General features: G+C 60.0%; 11 protein-coding genes and 2 pseudogenes. 2 read left to right on the top strand and 11 right to left on the bottom strand.

Features of this window, described 5'->3' with window-relative positions:
• From arcC to arcD (F8N44_RS24860), 4 genes are all read right to left on the bottom strand, one after another.
• Positions 1-806 (bottom strand): carbamate kinase (gene arcC / locus F8N44_RS24875; RefSeq protein ID WP_150652150.1); only part of this gene is annotated, 806 nt, incomplete at its 3' end.
• A 191-nt stretch (positions 807-997) separates the two neighbouring features.
• Complete coding sequence (locus F8N44_RS24870) at positions 998-2008, bottom strand: ornithine carbamoyltransferase (protein ID WP_008086805.1); 1011 nt, start codon at positions 2006-2008, stop codon at positions 998-1000.
• A 69-nt stretch (positions 2009-2077) separates the two neighbouring features.
• Entirely contained in the window at positions 2078-3334 is a 1257-nt protein-coding gene (gene arcA / locus F8N44_RS24865) for an arginine deiminase (RefSeq protein ID WP_038366599.1), read from the bottom strand.
• A 33-nt stretch (positions 3335-3367) separates the two neighbouring features.
• A complete protein-coding gene (gene arcD, locus F8N44_RS24860; protein WP_150652149.1) occupies positions 3368-4795 on the bottom strand; it encodes an arginine-ornithine antiporter in 1428 nt (475 codons plus the stop codon).
• A gap of 427 nt (positions 4796-5222) precedes the next feature.
• Here arcD (F8N44_RS24860) and arcD (F8N44_RS24855) point away from each other — a divergent pair, with 427 nt between their 5' ends.
• Entirely contained in the window at positions 5223-6650 is a 1428-nt protein-coding gene (gene arcD, locus F8N44_RS24855; protein WP_007908041.1) for an arginine-ornithine antiporter, read from the top strand.
• Positions 6647-7510, top strand: coding sequence for a DNA-3-methyladenine glycosylase family protein (locus F8N44_RS24850; protein WP_150652148.1), 864 nt, complete (start codon positions 6647-6649; stop codon positions 7508-7510). The genes arcD (F8N44_RS24855) and F8N44_RS24850 overlap by 4 nt, the downstream gene beginning before the upstream one ends.
• A 469-nt stretch (positions 7511-7979) precedes the next feature.
• Here F8N44_RS24850 and F8N44_RS24845 read toward each other — a convergent pair whose 3' ends face one another.
• From F8N44_RS24845 to F8N44_RS24820, 7 genes and pseudogenes are all read right to left on the bottom strand, one after another.
• A complete protein-coding gene (locus F8N44_RS24845) occupies positions 7980-9329 on the bottom strand; it encodes a CoA transferase (RefSeq protein ID WP_150652147.1) in 1350 nt (449 codons plus the stop codon).
• Positions 9330-9520: 191 nt separating this feature from the next.
• A pseudogene (locus F8N44_RS32325) lies at positions 9521-10048 on the bottom strand (methyl-accepting chemotaxis protein); the annotation flags it as partial.
• 378 nt (positions 10049-10426) lie between these two features.
• Positions 10427-11386 (bottom strand): annotated as a pseudogene (locus F8N44_RS32320) (chemotaxis protein); the annotation flags it as partial.
• Positions 11387-11849: 463 nt separating this feature from the next.
• The gene (locus F8N44_RS24835; RefSeq protein WP_064119128.1) at positions 11850-12260 is read right to left on the bottom strand and encodes a YbaN family protein; all 411 of its coding nucleotides are present in this window, start codon (positions 12258-12260) and stop codon (positions 11850-11852) included.
• Between the two features lie 154 nt (positions 12261-12414).
• Complete coding sequence (locus F8N44_RS24830) at positions 12415-13011, bottom strand: biliverdin-producing heme oxygenase (protein ID WP_150652145.1); 597 nt, start codon at positions 13009-13011, stop codon at positions 12415-12417.
• A 111-nt stretch (positions 13012-13122) separates the two neighbouring features.
• Entirely contained in the window at positions 13123-15708 is a 2586-nt protein-coding gene (locus F8N44_RS24825; RefSeq protein ID WP_150652144.1) for a TonB-dependent receptor, read from the bottom strand.
• Between the two features lie 122 nt (positions 15709-15830).
• A complete protein-coding gene (locus F8N44_RS24820; RefSeq protein ID WP_150652143.1) occupies positions 15831-16796 on the bottom strand; it encodes a FecR family protein in 966 nt (321 codons plus the stop codon).
• Positions 16797-16902: the final 106 nt, after the last annotated feature.

Raw genomic sequence — 16902 nt, 5'->3', positions numbered from 1 at the left:
CAGGCTGCCTGCACCTTAGGCCCCATCGAGCCGGCGGCGAAACCGAGGCGTTCGAGTTCGTCCGGGTGCGCTTCGGCAATGGCTTTCTGCGTCGGTTTACCGTAGTCGATGAACGCCGCGTTGACGTCCGTGGCAATCACCAGCAGATCGGCTTCCAGTTGCTCGGCGAGCAGCGACGAGCACAGGTCCTTGTCGATCACTGCCTCGATACCTTTGAGATTACGGTTCTCGTCGTACATGGTCGGAATCCCGCCGCCACCGGCGCAGATCACGATGCTGCCCTTGTCCAGCAGCCATTTGATCGGGCGGATTTCGAAGATGCGTTTTGGCCGTGGGCTGGCGACCACACGGCGGAACTTGTCGCCATCCGGAGCAATCGCCCAGCCTTTTTCAGCAGCGAGTTTTTCCGCTTCGGCCTTGTCGTAGACGGGGCCGATCGGCTTGGTCGGGTTCTGGAAGGCCGGATCCTTGGCGTCGACTTCAACCTGGGTGAGCAGGGTGGCGAACGGCACTTCGAAGTCGAGCAGATTGCCCAGTTCCTGTTCGATGATGTAGCCGATCATGCCTTCGGTTTCGGCACCGAGCACGTCCAGCGGGTAAGGGGTGACGGAGGTGTAGGCCGCCGCTTGCAACGACAGCAGGCCGACTTGCGGGCCATTGCCGTGGGCGATGACCAGTTGGTTGCCGGGATGGATCTTGGCGATTTGCTCGGTGGCGATGCGGATGTTGGCGCGCTGATTGTCAGCGGTCATCGGTTCACCACGGCGGAGCAGGGCGTTACCGCCCAGAGCTACGACGATACGCATGGTGCATGTCCTTCTAATCAGAGGAGAGGCAAACAACTCGATCTTCCTGTCGGAACCGGGATCCCCTGTGGGAGCGAGCCTGCTCGCGAAGGCGTCAGATCAGTCGACATCTCTGTTGAATGACCCACCGCTTTCGCGAGCAGGCTCGCTCCCACCTTTGGTACCGGTTCCTTCAGTGGGAGCTATTTCAGTTACAGATCAGCCAGGGTCGAGACCAGAATCGCCTTGATCGTGTGCATGCGGTTTTCCGCTTGCTCGAAGGCGATGCAGGCAGGCGACTCGAACACGTCGTCGGTCACTTCGATGCCGTTTTTCAGGTGCGGATACTGTTCGGCGATTTGCTTGCCGACCTTGGTATCACTGTTGTGGAACGCCGGCAGGCAGTGCATGAACTTGGTGCGCGGGTTGCCGCTGGCTTTCATCAGCTCGGCGTTGACCTGGTATGGCAGCAGTTGCTGGATACGTTCGGCCCAGGCTTCCACCGGTTCGCCCATCGATACCCAGACGTCGGTGTGAATGAAGTCGACGCCTTTGACGGCGGCTTTCGGGTCTTCAGTGAGGGTGATGCGCGCACCGCTTTCTTCCGCATATTTGTGGCAACGCTCGACCAGATCATCCAGTGGCCACAGCGCTTTCGGTGCACAGATACGCACGTCCATGCCGAGTTTGGCGCCGACCAGCAGCAGCGAGTTGCCCATGTTGTTGCGCGCATCGCCGAGGTAGGCGTAGCTGATCTCATGGATCGGCTTGTCGGCGTGTTCACGCATGGTCAGCACGTCGGCGATCATCTGAGTCGGGTGATATTCATCGGTCAGGCCGTTGAACACCGGTACACCGGCGAACTTGGCCAGCTCTTCGACGATTTCCTGTTTGAAGCCACGGTATTCGATGGCGTCGTACATGCGCCCCAGCACGCGGGCGGTGTCTTTCATGCTTTCTTTGTGGCCGATCTGCGACGAGTTCGGGTCGATGTAGGTGACGTTGGCACCTTGGTCATAGGCCGCCACTTCGAACGCGCAACGGGTGCGGGTCGAGGTTTTTTCGAAGATCAGGGCGATGTTGTTGCCCTTCAGGTGTTGCTGCTCGGTGCCGGTGTACTTCGCGCGTTTCAGATCGCGGGACAGGTCGAGCAGGTAACGCAGCTCACGTGGGGTGTGGTGTTCCAGGCTGAGCAGGTTACGGTTGTGAATGTTAAAAGCCATGATGGATCTCCTTCGGTGTCGGTTATCCCCCTGGCCGCACGTTGTAAGTGTCGGCCAGGGCTCAGAGGTTTAGTAATCGATCGGGTCGCGGATGATCGGGCAGGTCATGCAGTGGCCACCGCCACGGCCTCGGCCCAGTTCACCGGCGCTGATGGTGATGACTTCCACGCCGGCCTTGCGCAGCAGGGTGTTGGTGTAGGTGTTGCGGTCGTAGCCGATGACCACGCCCGGCTCCACGGCCACCACGTTGTTGCCGTCGTCCCATTGTTCGCGTTCAGCGGCGAAGCTGTTGCCGCCGGTTTCCACCACGCGCAGCTTTGGCAGGTTGAGGGCTTTGGCCACGGTGTCGAGGAAGGTGCCTTCCTCGCGGCGGATGTCGATGCCACCCTGTTTGCTTTCGTCAGGGCGCAGGGTGAACGCGACGATCTGATTCACTACTTCCGGGAAAATCGTCACCAGGTCGCGGTCGCAGAAGCTGAACACGGTGTCGAGGTGCATCGCCGCACGGGATTTCGGCAGGCCGGCAACGATGACTTTTTCCACGGCTTTGTTCTTGAACAGGTTCAGCGCCAGTTGGCCGATGGCTTGGCGGGACGAGCGTTCGCCCATGCCGATCAACACCACGCCGTTGCCGATCGGCATGACGTCGCCGCCCTCAAGGGTGGAGCTGCCGTGATCCTTGTCCGGGTCGCCGTACCAGATTTCGAATTCGGCGTTGGTGAACTGCGGGTGGAATTTGTAGATGGCGGTGGTCAGCAGGGTTTCCTGACGACGCGCTGGCCAGTACATCGGGTTCAGTGTCACGCCGCCGTAGATCCAGCAGGTGGTGTCGCGGGTGAACTGGGTGTTCGGCAGCGGCGGCAGAATGAAGCTGGAATGGCCGAGGAAGTCGCGGAACATCTGGATGGTCTTGCCACCGAAGCTGTCTGGCAGATCATCAGCGGAGACGCCGCCAATCAGGAATTCGGCGATGTGCCGTGGCTCGAGGCTTTTCAGCCAGGATTTGACTTCGTTGATCAGGCCCAGGCCCACCGAATCGGCGGTGACCTTGCGCTCGAGAATCCAGTCCAGCGCCTCAGGGATGGCGACGATGTCGGTCAGCAGGTTGTGCATTTCCAGCACGTCGATGCCGCGCTCGCGCATCTTGGTGACGAAGTCGAAGTGGTCGCGCTTGGCCTGAGCCACCCAGAGCACGTCATCGAACAGCAGTTCATCGCAGTTGTTCGGGGTCAGCCGCTGATGGGCCAGACCTGGGGAGCACACCATGACTTTGCGCAGTTTGCCGGCTTCGGAGTGGACGCCGTACTTAACTTTTTCCGTGGTCATTTCAGATCCTCCAGATAACAAAACAATCAGGGATTACAGAGTCAGGAAGCCGTCGTAGAGACCGTAGGCAGCCACCAGGGCACCCACGACCACTGCGGCGAAAATCAGCTTCTCGACGTTAGTGAAAATCGGTTGTTTGAGTTCCAGCTTGGCTTTGGCGAACAGGATCGCGCCAGGTGCGTAGAGCAGGGCCGAGAGCAGCAAGTACTTGACCCCACCGGCATACAGCAGCCACACCGCATAGATCAGCGCGATGCCGCCGATAATCAGATCCTTGCGTCGCTCGGCCGCGAAGCCTTCGTAGCTCTCGCCGCGCACCGCCAGCAGCAGGGCATAGGCCGCCGACCACAGGTACGGCACCAGAATCATCGAAGTGGCGAGGTAGATCAGCGACAGGTAAGTGCTGGCCGAGAACAGCGTGATGATCAGGAAAATCTGCACCATCGCGTTGGTCAGCCACAGGGCGTTGACCGGTACGTGGTTGGCGTTTTCCTTGCGCAGAAACTCCGGCATGGTGTGGTCTTTGGCGGCGGCGAACATGATCTCCGCACACAGCAGCACCCACGACAGCAGCGCTCCCAGCAACGAGATGATCAGACCGACGCTGATCAGCACCGCGCCCCAGTGACCGACCACGTGCTCAAGCACGGCGGCCATCGACGGGTTCTGCAGTTTCGCCAGTTCCGGCTGGGTCATGATGCCCAGCGACAGCACGTTCACCAGCACCAGAAACAGCAGCACGGTGATGAAGCCGATCACGGTGGCTTTACCGACGTCCGAGCGTTTTTCGGCGCGGGCCGAGAAGATGCTTGCACCCTCGATACCGATGAACACCCACACGGTAACCAGCATCATGTTGCGCACCTGGTTCATCACACTGCCCAGATCCGGATTTTTGATGCCCCAGATGTCGGCGGTGAAGATGTCCAGTTTGAAGGCGAACACCGCGATCAGCACGAACAGCAGCAGCGGCACGACCTTGGCGACCGTGGTCACGAGGTTGATGAACGCCGCTTCCTTGATCCCGCGCAGCACCAGAAAGTGCACGGCCCACAGCAGCACCGAGGCGCCAATCACGGCTGCGACAGTATTGCCCTCACCGAAAATCGGGAAGAAGTAACCGAGGGTGCTGAACAGCAGAACGAAGTAACCGACGTTGCCCAGCCAGGCACTGATCCAGTAACCCCAGGCGGACGAAAAGCCCATGTAATCGCCGAAACCGGCCTTGGCGTAGGCGTAGACACCGCCGTCCAGGTGAGGCTTGCGATTGGCGAGGGTTTGAAAGACAAAAGCGAGGGTGAGCATACCGACAGCAGTGATGGCCCAACCGATAAGTACCGCACCGACATCGGCGCTGGCCGCCATGTTTTGTGGCAAAGAAAATATCCCGCCACCGATCATCGAGCCGACTACCAATGCAACCAGTGCACCTAGTCGTAGTTTTCCGGGAGCTTCAGACATTGCATGACTCCATTGCAGGAGAGAAGAGATCACAGCGTAGTTCTGTTGTCTGTTCAAACAGCTGACTTAGATCAGTGCATGGTCACATTCCATTGTTAATGAATGACTTAGGCTTCGGCTGAAGGCATAAATACTCTGCCCGCAAGGCCCGTCCTAGAGGCGTTGTGGCTACATTTTTGGGAATGGCTATTATTACTTTCGAATTATCACGCTAGTTCTTTTTCAGCGTTTGGCAAATTTTCAGCGCCTGTTTTCAGTACAGAATTGATTTATCAGGATCAGCGCACAAAACTGTCTTAACGTGCTAGGCGTTAGCGTCATCGGCTATATATTTACTGGCTTTATCTGATAGCCATCATCTTGCTTTATTGATTTAGCAAATAGTTGTTACAAACAACCGCTCATCACTTCATAAAGGGAAAAGGAAATGTCGCAACCGACGCAAAAGCTGCGATTAGGCGCGTTGATCGCCCTGGTGGTGGGTTCGATGATTGGCGGAGGGATTTTCTCGCTGCCGCAGAACATGGCGGCGCGCGCCGATGCCGGGGCGATTCTGATCGGTTGGGGGATTACCGCGATCGGCATGCTGACCCTGGCGTTCGTGTTTCAGACCCTGGCGAATCGAAAACCCGAGCTGGATTCCGGCGTGTATGCCTACGCCAAGGCCGGGTTTGGCGACTACATGGGCTTCTCGTCGGCATGGGGTTACTGGATCAGTGCGTGGCTTGGCAACGTCGGTTATTTCGTCCTGCTGTTCAGCACCCTCGGTTATTTCTTTCCGGTGTTTGGCCAGGGCAATACGCCGATCGCCATCGGTTGCGCGTCGGTGCTGCTGTGGGCCGTGCATTTCCTGGTGATGCGCGGGATCAAGGAAGCGGCGCTGATCAATCAACTGACTACGGTGGCCAAAGTCGTGCCGCTGATCATGTTCATCGTCATCGCAGCGGTGGCATTCAAGGCTGACATTTTTACCCGTGACATCTGGGGCACCAGCAACCCGAATTTCGGTGGGGTGATGGATCAGGTGCGCAACATGATGCTGGTCACGGTGTTTGTGTTCATCGGTATCGAAGGCGCCAGTGTGTACTCGGCGCGAGCGGAAAAACGCAGCGACGTCGGCCGCGCCACGGTGATCGGATTTATCGGCGTGCTGGCGCTGTTGGTGCTGGTCAACGTGCTGTCGCTGGGGATCATGAGCCAGCCGGAACTGGCGAATCTGCAGAACCCGTCGCTGGCGGCAGTACTCGAACACATCGTCGGGCCGTGGGGCGCGCTGTTGATCAGCATTGGCCTGGCGATTTCACTGCTCGGTGCGTTGCTGTCGTGGGCCTTGCTGTGCGCGGAGATTCTCTTCGCCACGGCCAAGGACAAGACCATGCCGGCGTTCCTGAAAAAGGAAAACAAGAATCACGTGCCGGTCAACGCGTTGTGGCTGACCAACGCGATGATCCAGATTTTCCTGTTGATCACGCTGTTTTCCGCAGGCACTTACACCAGCCTGATTTATCTGGCGTCGTCGATGATTCTGGTGCCGTACCTGTGGTCGGCGGCGTACGCGGTGTTGCTCAGCGGGCGCGGCGAAACCTACGAACATGCCTCGGCTGAGCGCACCAAGGATCTGCTGATCGGCGGCATTGCCCTCGGTTATGCGGTGTGGTTGTTGTATGCCGGCGGGGTGAAGTATTTGCTGCTGTCGGCGTTGCTTTATGCACCGGGAGTGATCCTGTTTGCCAAGGCCAAACATGAGGCGGGGGAGCCGTTGTTCACTCATGTCGAGAAGGGCATTTTTACCTGCGTGGTCATCGGCGCGGGGTTGGCAGCGTACGGGTTGTACAGCGGTGTGTTGTCGTTGTGAGGTTGTCGCTTGCGTATGCACCACCGTATGACTGGGACGCGATGTTGGCGTTTCTCGCTGCTCGGGCGGTGGTCGGGATGGAGGTTGTGGTCGATGGTGTGTACTCGCGCAGCATCGGGTTGAGCGGGCTTCACGGCACGGTTTCGGTCTGGCTTGGGACGGCGGATGCGCTGGAGGTCGAGCTGGACTTTCCTGATCCGGCAGCGTTGTCCGAGATCGTTGCCAGGTTGCGGCGGATGTTTGATCTGGATGCAGATCTGGCGCTGATGCAAGCGCATCTGGCGAATGATCCGTTGCTGGCGCGGTTGATCGCCGAGCGTCCGGGGTTGCGCATTCCCGGTGCGTGGGATGGATTGGAGTTGGCGTTTCGCGCGGTGCTCGGGCAGCAGATCACGGTAGTGGCGGCGATTCGTCTGGCGGGGAAACTGGTTGCGCAATATGGCGCGCCGCTGGATTCGGGCGTGCCTGGATTGACCCATGTGTTTCCCAAGGCGGACGTGTTGGCAGCGGCAGATCTGGCGGCGCTGGGTATGCCGAAAAGTCGTGGGCGGACGCTGTCGGGTGTGGCGCAGGCGTTGCTGGATGAGCCTTCTTTGTTTGAACCGAATCGCGAAGGCGGCGTGGCGCGGTTGTTGGCATTGCACGGGATTGGCGAGTGGACGGCGCAGTACATCGCGTTGCGGCAGTTGCGCGATCTGGATGGATTTCCCCATGGCGATGTCGGGTTGCTGCGGGCGCTGGAAGTGCTGGAAGGCAAGCGGCCAACAGCGCGGGAATTGTCGTTGCGCGCTGAGGCGTGGCGACCTTATCGAGGGTATGCGGCGCAGGTGTTGTGGACGTCTTTGAGCCGGGCAGATTGATACATCATCGCTCGACTTGAAATTGCAGCCCTCACCCCAGCCCTCTCCCGGAGGGAGAGGGGGCCGATCGAGGTGTCTTGCGCTGTCCATCGACCGGAAAGACCGAATCGATTATGGATTCAGCGCCAATCGTTCAGGTCGGTGAATCTCTCGAATCTCCCCCAATCATCCCCAACTCCCGGAGGGAGGGGGGGCCGACCGAGGTGTCTTGCGCTGTCCATCGACCTGAAAGACCGAGTCGATCATGGATTCAGCGCCAAGCGTTCAGGTCGGTGAATCTCTCGAATCTCCCCCAATCATCCCCAACTCCCGGAGGGAGGGGGGCCGACCGATGTGTCTTGCGTTGTGCATCGACCTGAAAATACCGATCGATTATGGATTCAGCGCCAATCTTTCAAGTCGGTGAATCTCTCGAATATCCCCCAATCAGTCCCCTCTCCCTCTGGGAGAGGGTTAGGGTGAGGGGCTTTTAATTCCACTGTGGGTGGTGTGAGCCCAGGTCTGTGGCCGGCAACGCCCACCGAATCGGTGTGCCGCTGATCTTCACCGGCACCTGCAAGCGATGCGCCGGGCCCCATGGGGTCTGCTCCACCAGCAAACCTTGATCCTGTTCATCCTCGGCGCGCAGCGCTTCAGTTATCCCAGACCCATGCTCGATCAACAACTTCGCCGTCCGCGCCAGCGACAACCGCGCCGAGCAACCGCGACCCGTGTTCAAACGCACGGTCAACAGTCGGAGCGCACTCGCCGCCATCAAATACCCGGTCGCATGATCCAGCGCCTGCACCGGCAACGGCGTCGGTTTGTCAGCTTGCTTCCAGAGCTGCCCGGCTTCGGCAATGCCGCTGCTCATCTGCACCAGACTGTCGAAACCTCGACGGTTCTGCCACGGGCCGCTCCAGCCATAGGCGTTGAGGCCGACATCGATCAGGCCCGGCGCGATTTGGCGACGGCGCTCAACGCCGAAACCGAGATTTTCCAGTGCGTCGGCACGGTACCCGTGCAGCAGAATATCGGCGTCCTTCAACAGACTTTCGAACACCGCACGATCCGCCGAGTCATGCAGATCCAGTCGCGCGCAGCGTTTGCCGAGGGTCATTTCCGGGACGACACCGGGCTCGTTCCAGGTCGGTGAGTCGATGCGCAACACATCGGCGCCAAGGCCTGCGAGAAAACGGCTGGCGGTGGGGCCGGCGAGCACGCGCGTCAAATCCAATACCTTGATCCCGGCCAAGGGTTGCGCCACCGAACCTTGCCACGGTTGACTGTGTTCATCTGGCGAATCGAAGAAATGCACCAACGGTTCGGCATTTACTGCCAGCCCCTGCGGATGCTGCTGCCATTGCGCCCAACTACGCATTTCGGCGGCACAACCTTGGGCCTCGACCACGGCTTGCTCCAGTTCTGTACTGGTCCATCGTGCGACTTTCGCCGCCATCGCGGCACGGTCGGCGCAGGCACCGAGCACACGTTCAGCGGCGGCACGGTGATGTGGAGCGTTGGTGTGCAGGCGGATCCAGCCGTCGCGGGTCGCGTAGTCGCCGGCTATCGGGTCCCACAGCGGTGGCACCTGCCAGCCCATCGGACGTAGCGAGCTGGAGAACCAGAACGATGCCAATCGACGGTCGACTGCAACGACCGGCAAATGACCGGTCTGTTGCCGGATCAATTCGCTGACGGCCTGACCGGCAGCGGCGATGCTGGCGCAGGCAAGCTCGGTGACGGCGAACGCCGAGGGCAGGGCGCCACGATCAGTGAACGGAATCGGCGTGTGCGGCAAGCCGAGTGCGGCTTGAATGGACGTGAGTAAATCAGTCATCGAAGGCCCTCCGGAGCGAGAGGGCGATGATAGTGCAAAACAATCCCGAGTCAGATGAAATCCCGCAGGTGAACACTCACCCCTGTGGGAGCGAGCTTGCTCGCGAAGGGGCCGTCATATTCAACATCATTACTGAATGGCAGACCGCTTTCGCGAGCAAGCTCGCTCCCACAGGGTTCAACGGTGTAGCGTCAGACGCGGAACTGATCCATCAATTTCATCTGCTGACTGGCCAGGGCATTGAGCTGGCTGCTGATCGCGGCCGATTCAGTGGCTTGGCCGGTCAGGGTTTCGGTAACTGTACGAATCGCCGAAACGTTGCGATTGACCTCTTCAGCCACCGCGCTCTGCTGTTCAGCCGCACTGGCAATCTGCAGGTTCATGTCACTGATCACCGTCACCGCATCGCTGATCTTGCCCAGCGCATCCACCGCCTGACGAATCTGCCCGGCGTTGTTGTGAGCCTGGGTCTGGCTCGAATGCATGGTCGCGACCACGCCACGCGTACCGGTCTGAATCCGCTCGATCACGATGCGAATCTCTTCCACCGAATCCTGCGTGCGCTTGGCGAGGTTGCGTACTTCGTCGGCAACCACGGCAAAACCACGGCCGCTCTCACCGGCGCGGGCCGCTTCAATCGCCGCGTTGAGCGCCAGCAGGTTGGTCTGTTCGGCAATGCTGCGGATCACTTCCAGCACCGAACCGATCTGCTCGCTGTTGACTGCCAGCGCTTCAACCTCGGTCACTGCCTTGCTGACTTCATCGGCCAGTTGGTTGATGTCGCGGGTGCTGCGCTCGATGATCGACATGCCGTCCTTGGCCGACTGGTCGGCGCCTTTCGCGGCGTTGGCAGCGTTGGATGCGCTGTTGGCGACGTCGTGGGCGGTGGCGCTCATTTCGTTGGAAGCGGTCGCAACCTGGTCGATCTCGCGGAACTGCACCTGCATGCCTTCGCTGGTCTGACGGGCGATTTCCGAAGACTGGTCGGCGGTGCCGCGTGCTTCGGTGATGCTCTGTTTGATCTGCGCGATGGTCGGTTGCAGCTTGTCGAGGAAGCGGTTGAACCAGTTCACCAGTTCGCCCAGTTCATCCTGCTTGCTGTAGTTCAGGCGTTGAGTCAGATCGCCTTCGCCGCTGGCAATATTTTTCAGCATTTCGGCGACGCTGTTGATCGGCCGGGTGACGCCGGACGCGGTGAGCCAGATCAGCAACAGGCCGACCAGACCGGCGACCACGGCAACCAGCAGCGCTGTGATCACGCCGGTTTCCTGAGCATCGTCGAGTACCGCTTGCAGCTTGACCGAGTCGGCCAGCAGCACTTGTTTCGGCAGGTCGATCACCACGCCCCAGGCGCGCGAATTGCCAATCGGGTCGACCGGGTACACGGCGCGAATCAGGTCGCCCTGTTCGAGAATCTTCGGTGTGCCGGAGGTCAGCAGTTGCAGCACATCCTGGCCATCGGCGCCGAGGGTGTCGCTGATTTTTTTGCCGACCTTGCTCGCGTTGGAGCTGTCGGCAGCGAGCACGCCGCTGCCGGAGACGATCAGCATGTGCCCGGCGTTGTTGAACAGGTTGCGCTGGGAGTCCACGGCCGCCGCTTGCAGGGCGTCGAGGGCGATGTCGACGCCGACCACGCCGATGGCTTTGCCGTCGACGATCAACGGCACGGAAATGGTCGTCATGAGCATTTCCTTGCCGCCGACGGTGTCGGCATACGGATCTAGCAAGCAGGTGCGCTTGGCATCGCGAGGGCAGGTGTACCAGCTGTTGTAGGGCGTGCCGCTGACGCTGAGGGTGGTTTTGGTCAGGTCTTCTTCGACCATGATCGTGTTCAGTGAGGCGCCGGCGGCGCGGCTCCAGTAGGTGGCGAAACGTCCGGCTTCGTTGGACTGGCGCGCGGCATCGTTGGCGAATTCGCTGTCCTTGCCGTCCAGAGCGTTCGGTTCGAAAGCGAGCCAGATACCGAGCACTTTGTCGTTGCGCTCGAAGGCGGTTTTCAGGCTCAGGTTCAACTCTTCACGCAAGGCGCCGGCGTCCAGCGAACGCTTGGCGGCCATGACGCGCATGTCCTTGATCTGATCCGCTACGGCAGTGATCACCGTCAGGCTTTCGCCGAAGGTTTTCTGCACCCGCACGGCTTGTTCGGCGGCTTTGGCTTGCAACAGATTCTGCACACTGGCGGTGAGCAATTTGTTGCTGGAGTTGCTGACCAGTTCGTCGTTCTGGTTGGTCTGGTAGATGTTCATGCCGACGATCAGCGCGACTACACCGAGCAGGCACAGGCCGGAGAGCAGGACGATTTTCAGGCGAATGGACAGAGAGTCGAACATGGGGCGATCTCGTGAATGAATAAACGGGTGGCAGGCGGATATGAACTATCCGGTTCGCCAAATCCATTCAGCGCCATTCAATGCTCATCGGCGTGTAAGCAGAGGGCATGAGGCGCGCGCCGACGAACGGTCAGCGCTAAACGTTTGCGCAGGGGAAAGTGCTGAAAAAGTGATTAATTACAGGGATGTTTCAGTGCGATGACGGGTCAGTACAGACCCGGATGGATTCCGGGCGCGACCAGATCCACAGATTGCCCAGGCTCATCCCGGCTATCGCCAGATAGACCGGCCAGCCGTGGTCGAGCATCACCAGCATTAAAGTCGCGCAGAGCAACATGCTCACCGTCGCGCTGACTTTGGCCTTGCGCGCGATGATCTTGCCGTTACGCCAGTTGCTGAGGATCGGTCCGAACAGCCGATGGTTTTCCAGCCAGGCACTCAGGCGCGGCGAACTGCGGGTCGCGGCCCAGGCGGCGAGGAGGATGAACTCGGTGGTCGGCAGACCGGGCACGACGATGGCGATCAGGCCAATGCCGAGGCTGACGTAGGCCAAGAGGCCGAACAGCACGCGGGCGAGTTTCGAGGAGGCGGGTTGCGGCATGGGCTCAGCGGTGGCTTCTGAAGCGGAATGGAGATCTTACAGGCTTACGCAGTTCCCCTGTAGGAGCTGCCGAAGGCTGCGATCTTTTGATGTTGCTCTCAAGATCAAAAGATCGCAGCCTTCGGCAGCTCCTACAGGGAGGGGGTGTGTTGTGTCAGGCCATTTCGGCTTCAGTGGCGTAAGCCTGTTCCAGCAGCACGGTGAAGCGGTTGAACGCATCGATCGCGCCTTGCTCCACTTCGGCTTCTTCCTCGGCGGTGAACTGCAGCGAATCAAGAGTACGCACGAAGCTCTTCCAGCCTTCGGCACGGCCACCTTCAGGCTCACCCAGGTGACGGGCGCCAAAGGTTTCGCTCAGCTCCAGCGCCACGGCGCGTTTGATCAGGAACGCCGCACCGAGCTTCGAACCTTCGGAGACAAAAATCCAACCCAGTGCGCGAGCCTTGCTCGGATTTTTCACCGCGCCTGCGACCGGTGCCGGTACTTCAGTGTCGAGGTCGGCGAGGTCAGCCTTGGCCGCTTCGGCACGGCAACGGGCCGGCAGATCCGGCACGATCGCAGTCAATTCTGCATCGTTGTACAGCTCGACCAGTTCCGACTGGAACAGGTACTGCGCGACGACGAAACGGGCGAAGTTGGCGCGGGTCTCGAACGGCGCGTGTGCCTTCACCAATGCATCGAGTTTGCTGTGCGGTTCATTGGTGATCTGGTTCAAGCGTTGTGAACGCAGGGCTTTTTCCGAAGTGGTCATGACATGTCCTTGATAAAAGAGGCGCTTGATAACGAGACGAACAAGGCGACGTGCAAGCGTAAAAAAACCTCACGGCGCGGTGCCTGAACACGCGCAGTGAGGTCGACCGGATCAGATGTCCCAGATCAGATTGATTGCGAAGTTGCGGCCCGGTTGGGTCAGGCGATCGAGGTTGGCCGGTTGCGTCACCGAAGCTTCGCCGACGCTGTCGTAACCGCGCACGTCATCCCACAGCCAGTATTTCTTGTCGGTCAGGTTGTAGATGCCGCCGCTGACGGTGACGTCATCGGTGACTTTGTAATAACCGGCCAGATCAAGAATGCCGAAGCCCGGGGTTTTGAACTGGCTGCTGACGCCATCCGGCGACTTGAAGTTGCTGTCGTCGACGCGATCCTTTTTCTTCACCACGGTCCAGCTCAGCAGGCCGCCGTAGTTGTCCTGGTCGTAACCCAGCCCGAACACGCCGGTCAGCGGGTTGACGCTGTTGATCGGCTCGCCGTTGTCGTTGTTGCGACCGTAGGCGTAGGCAATCGAGCCTTGGGTGTAGAGACCTTGTGGCGCGCCGAACGCATCCAGATTCAGACGACCTTTGACTTCCGCACCCTTGATGGTGGCGTGCTTGATGTTGGCCGACTGGAAGGTCAGCTCGTTGCGGCCCGGGGTCACGGCGTCTTCGTTGATGAAATCGCGATACTTGTTATAGAACACCGCCACGTCGAACGAACCTTGCTCGAAGTTGCCGCGCAGACCGGTTTCGTAGCTTTTGCTTTTTTCCGGTTCCAGATCCGGGTTCGGCGCCACGCTGTAACCGGTGGTGGTGTTTTCGAAGCGGCCGTACAGGGCTTTCGCGGTCGGGGTGCGGAAGCCTTCGGCGTACTGACCGTACCAGGTGTAGTTCTCGGTCAGGGCGTAGGTCAGGCCGAATTTCGGCGAGACTTTGTGCCAGGTCTTGTTCTTGTCGCTGACCGTGCCTTGGCCGTCAGCTGCCACGGTGTTGAGGAATTCCTGGGTGATGTGCGGCTTGAGCTGGGTGTAGTCGTAGCGCAGGCCCGGCAGGAAGGTCCAGTTGTTCCAGCTGATCTGATCCTGAGCAAACACGCTGTAGGTGTTGATGGTCGGGTCCGGGAAATCGGTGGCCTTGGCCAACACGTCAGCGGTGCTGGTCGCACCAATGGCGGTGCAGCCACGACCGACGGCCAGGCAGGTGCCGTCGCCGCTGCGCGAGCCGGTGACTTTCTGCTGCTTGATGGTGGTGCCGTAAGTCAGCACGTGATCGGTGTCACCGATGGCGAACGCCTTGTCCAGTTGCGCATCGAAAACCCACTGCTTTTCTTCGTAGATCGTGTCACGAGTACGCAGCACTTTGCGGGTGATCGGGTAGTAGAACTCGGTGGTGCTTTGGTCGGTTTTGGCGATCTGGTGGTTGAGGCTCCACTTCACGTTATCGACCAGCAGGCTGTCGAGGGCGAACGAATGTTCGATGCCGAAACGCTCACGGGTGATCGTGTCGTTGCCGGTGCGCCACTGGTACATGCCGCCGGGCAGCACGCTGTCGGGGATGGTCGGGGCGCCGTTGAAGTACGGCCCGCCGTAAGCACTTTTCTGATCGGTATCGCGGTCATCCTTGTACTTTTCGTAGGTCAGGCCCAGGCGTGAATCTTCGTTGTAGTTCCAGCCGATCTTGGCCAGCACGTTGTAGGCGTTGACGTCTTCCGGGTTGGCGGCGGTGCGCTCAAGGCCAGTGCCATTGTTACTGCCGTAGGAATCGGTTTCGTGACCATCACGCTGGCTGTAATGCAGCAAGCCGTCGAACTGCTCGGCGCGGCCGGCAACGGTGGCGGATTTCAGCCAGCTGTCATCGGCCGAGCTGTAACCGCTTTTCAGACGCGCACCGACGTCTTTGCCCGGCTTGATGATGTCGTCGGCATCGAGGGTGTAATAGCTGACGGCGCCGCCGATGGCGTTGCTGCCGTACAGCACCGAGGCCGGGCCACGGAGAATTTCCACGCGTTTGACGATTTCCGGGTCAACGTAATTGCGCTGGGTCTTGGCGTACGGGCCGTTGAAGAAACCGTCCGGCACTTCCACACCGTCGACTTGCGTCAGGATGCGGTCGCCGTCGATGCCGCGAATGTTATAGCCGCTGATACCGCCACGCTGACCGGCGCCGCCCACGGAAACACCCGGCTCGTAACGCACCAGATCCTTGATGGTGTTGACGTTGTTGCGGTCCAGATCCTGACGAGTCTGCACGGTGACGGTAGCCGGCACGCTGTTGACCGACTGCTCCTGACGGGTGGCGCTGATGGTCACCTGATCGAGGTTGAGTGTGCCGCTGTTGTTGCGCTTTTCCAGCACGACGTTGTTGTTGCTGATTTTGCGGAAGCTCAGGTTGGTCCCCACCAACAGACGCTCCAGGGCTTTTTCCGGGGGCAGCGAGCCACGCACGCCCGGCGACGACACGCCCTGACCCAGTTCTGCCGGCAAGCCGACTTGCCAACCGGTCACGGCGGTGAAGGCATTGAGCGCCGACACCAGCGGCTGCTGGCCGATGGCGAACGAGTAATCGCCCATGTTGCGCGTCGGTTGTTCGGTGGCCGCCATCAGCGGCGCAGTGCCGGCCATCAGGATGGCCGCGGTCAGCAGCGACAATACGCGAGAAGGGGAGGAAGTCTGGCGGGTAAGGCGTGAGGACATCGATAGCGCTCCGTGTCGCACGAATCTTTATAGGGGCTGATTGGCTTCGCGTGTTGCGAATCAATTGCATTGGCTATAACGAGACGTACTGACGTTGGCTATCGAGTAAAAATAATTCTCATTTAGTTCAAGATCACCAGCGCGGGGAATTCTTTCAGTTGCGCCGAGGTGATTTGAGCGAGGGAACGAACCACGTCGAGCGGCTGGTCGAGACGGTAATTGCCGGTCACGGCGACGTCGGCCAACTGTTCGTTATTGTTGATGATCCAGCCCGGGTAATAACGGCGCAATTCGGCCAGCACCTGATTCAGCGGGCAGTTCTCGAACACCAGTCGGCCCTGTACCCACGCCAGATCGGTGTTGGCGTCGAGTTTGGCCGGGCGGTCGAAACCGTTGGGGCCGATGCGAATGCTTTCGCCGGCAGTCAGACGTACGCGGGCGTCGTTGTGCGTGGCGCGCAAATCGACGTCGCCGCGCTGCACATTAACCTGCGCGACGCCATCGAGATAACGCACGGCGAACGCGGTATCGCGCACGCTGGCGGTGACCGGGCCGGCATCGATTTCCAGCGGTTGACTGCGTCCGCTGGCAATTTCGAAAAACGCCTCGCCCTGAAACAACCGGGCAACGCGCTGCTGATCGTTGATGGTGCTGGAAAATGCCGAATTGGTATTGAGCAGGACTTTCGAGCCGTCCTCCAGTTGCAGACGCTGACGCTCGCCGACGACGGTCAGATGATCGGCCTGAAGGCGCATGGGCAAATTGCTGAAACTGAACAGACCGAGCACCAGCACCGCGGCGGTGGCCAGCGGTTTCCAGTGCGGACGCAGACGCTTGAGGAAGGTGACTTTTGCAGGTTTGGCCGCCAGGCTTTGCGCGCACTCGGCGACTTGCGGGCCGTCCCAGATCGCCTGGGCCTTGGCGAACGCCTCGGCATTCAACGGATCGGCCGCCAGCCAGGCATGGAACTGCCGGGTCTGCTCCTCGTCCGGGCTGCCGAGCACGATGAGCCAGTCCAGTGCCTGGTCCATTGCGTTTGCAGCGTCCTGCACCGAATCCGGCGAAGGCGAGCGGTGGGTGTCCGTCACGGTGTTTCCTCGGCAGTGTCTGCGCACGGCTGTTTTTTCAAGTGAAGCGTAAAAGTCGGACAAGGGTAACAAAGCCCGATGATCCGTGCAGGCGATCCTGGCACTT

Source organism: Pseudomonas fluorescens, assembly GCF_902497745.1.
GTDB classification, from domain to species: domain Bacteria; phylum Pseudomonadota; class Gammaproteobacteria; order Pseudomonadales; family Pseudomonadaceae; genus Aquipseudomonas; species Aquipseudomonas fluorescens_BM.
This window is presented reverse-complemented; position numbering and strand designations above follow the sequence as displayed.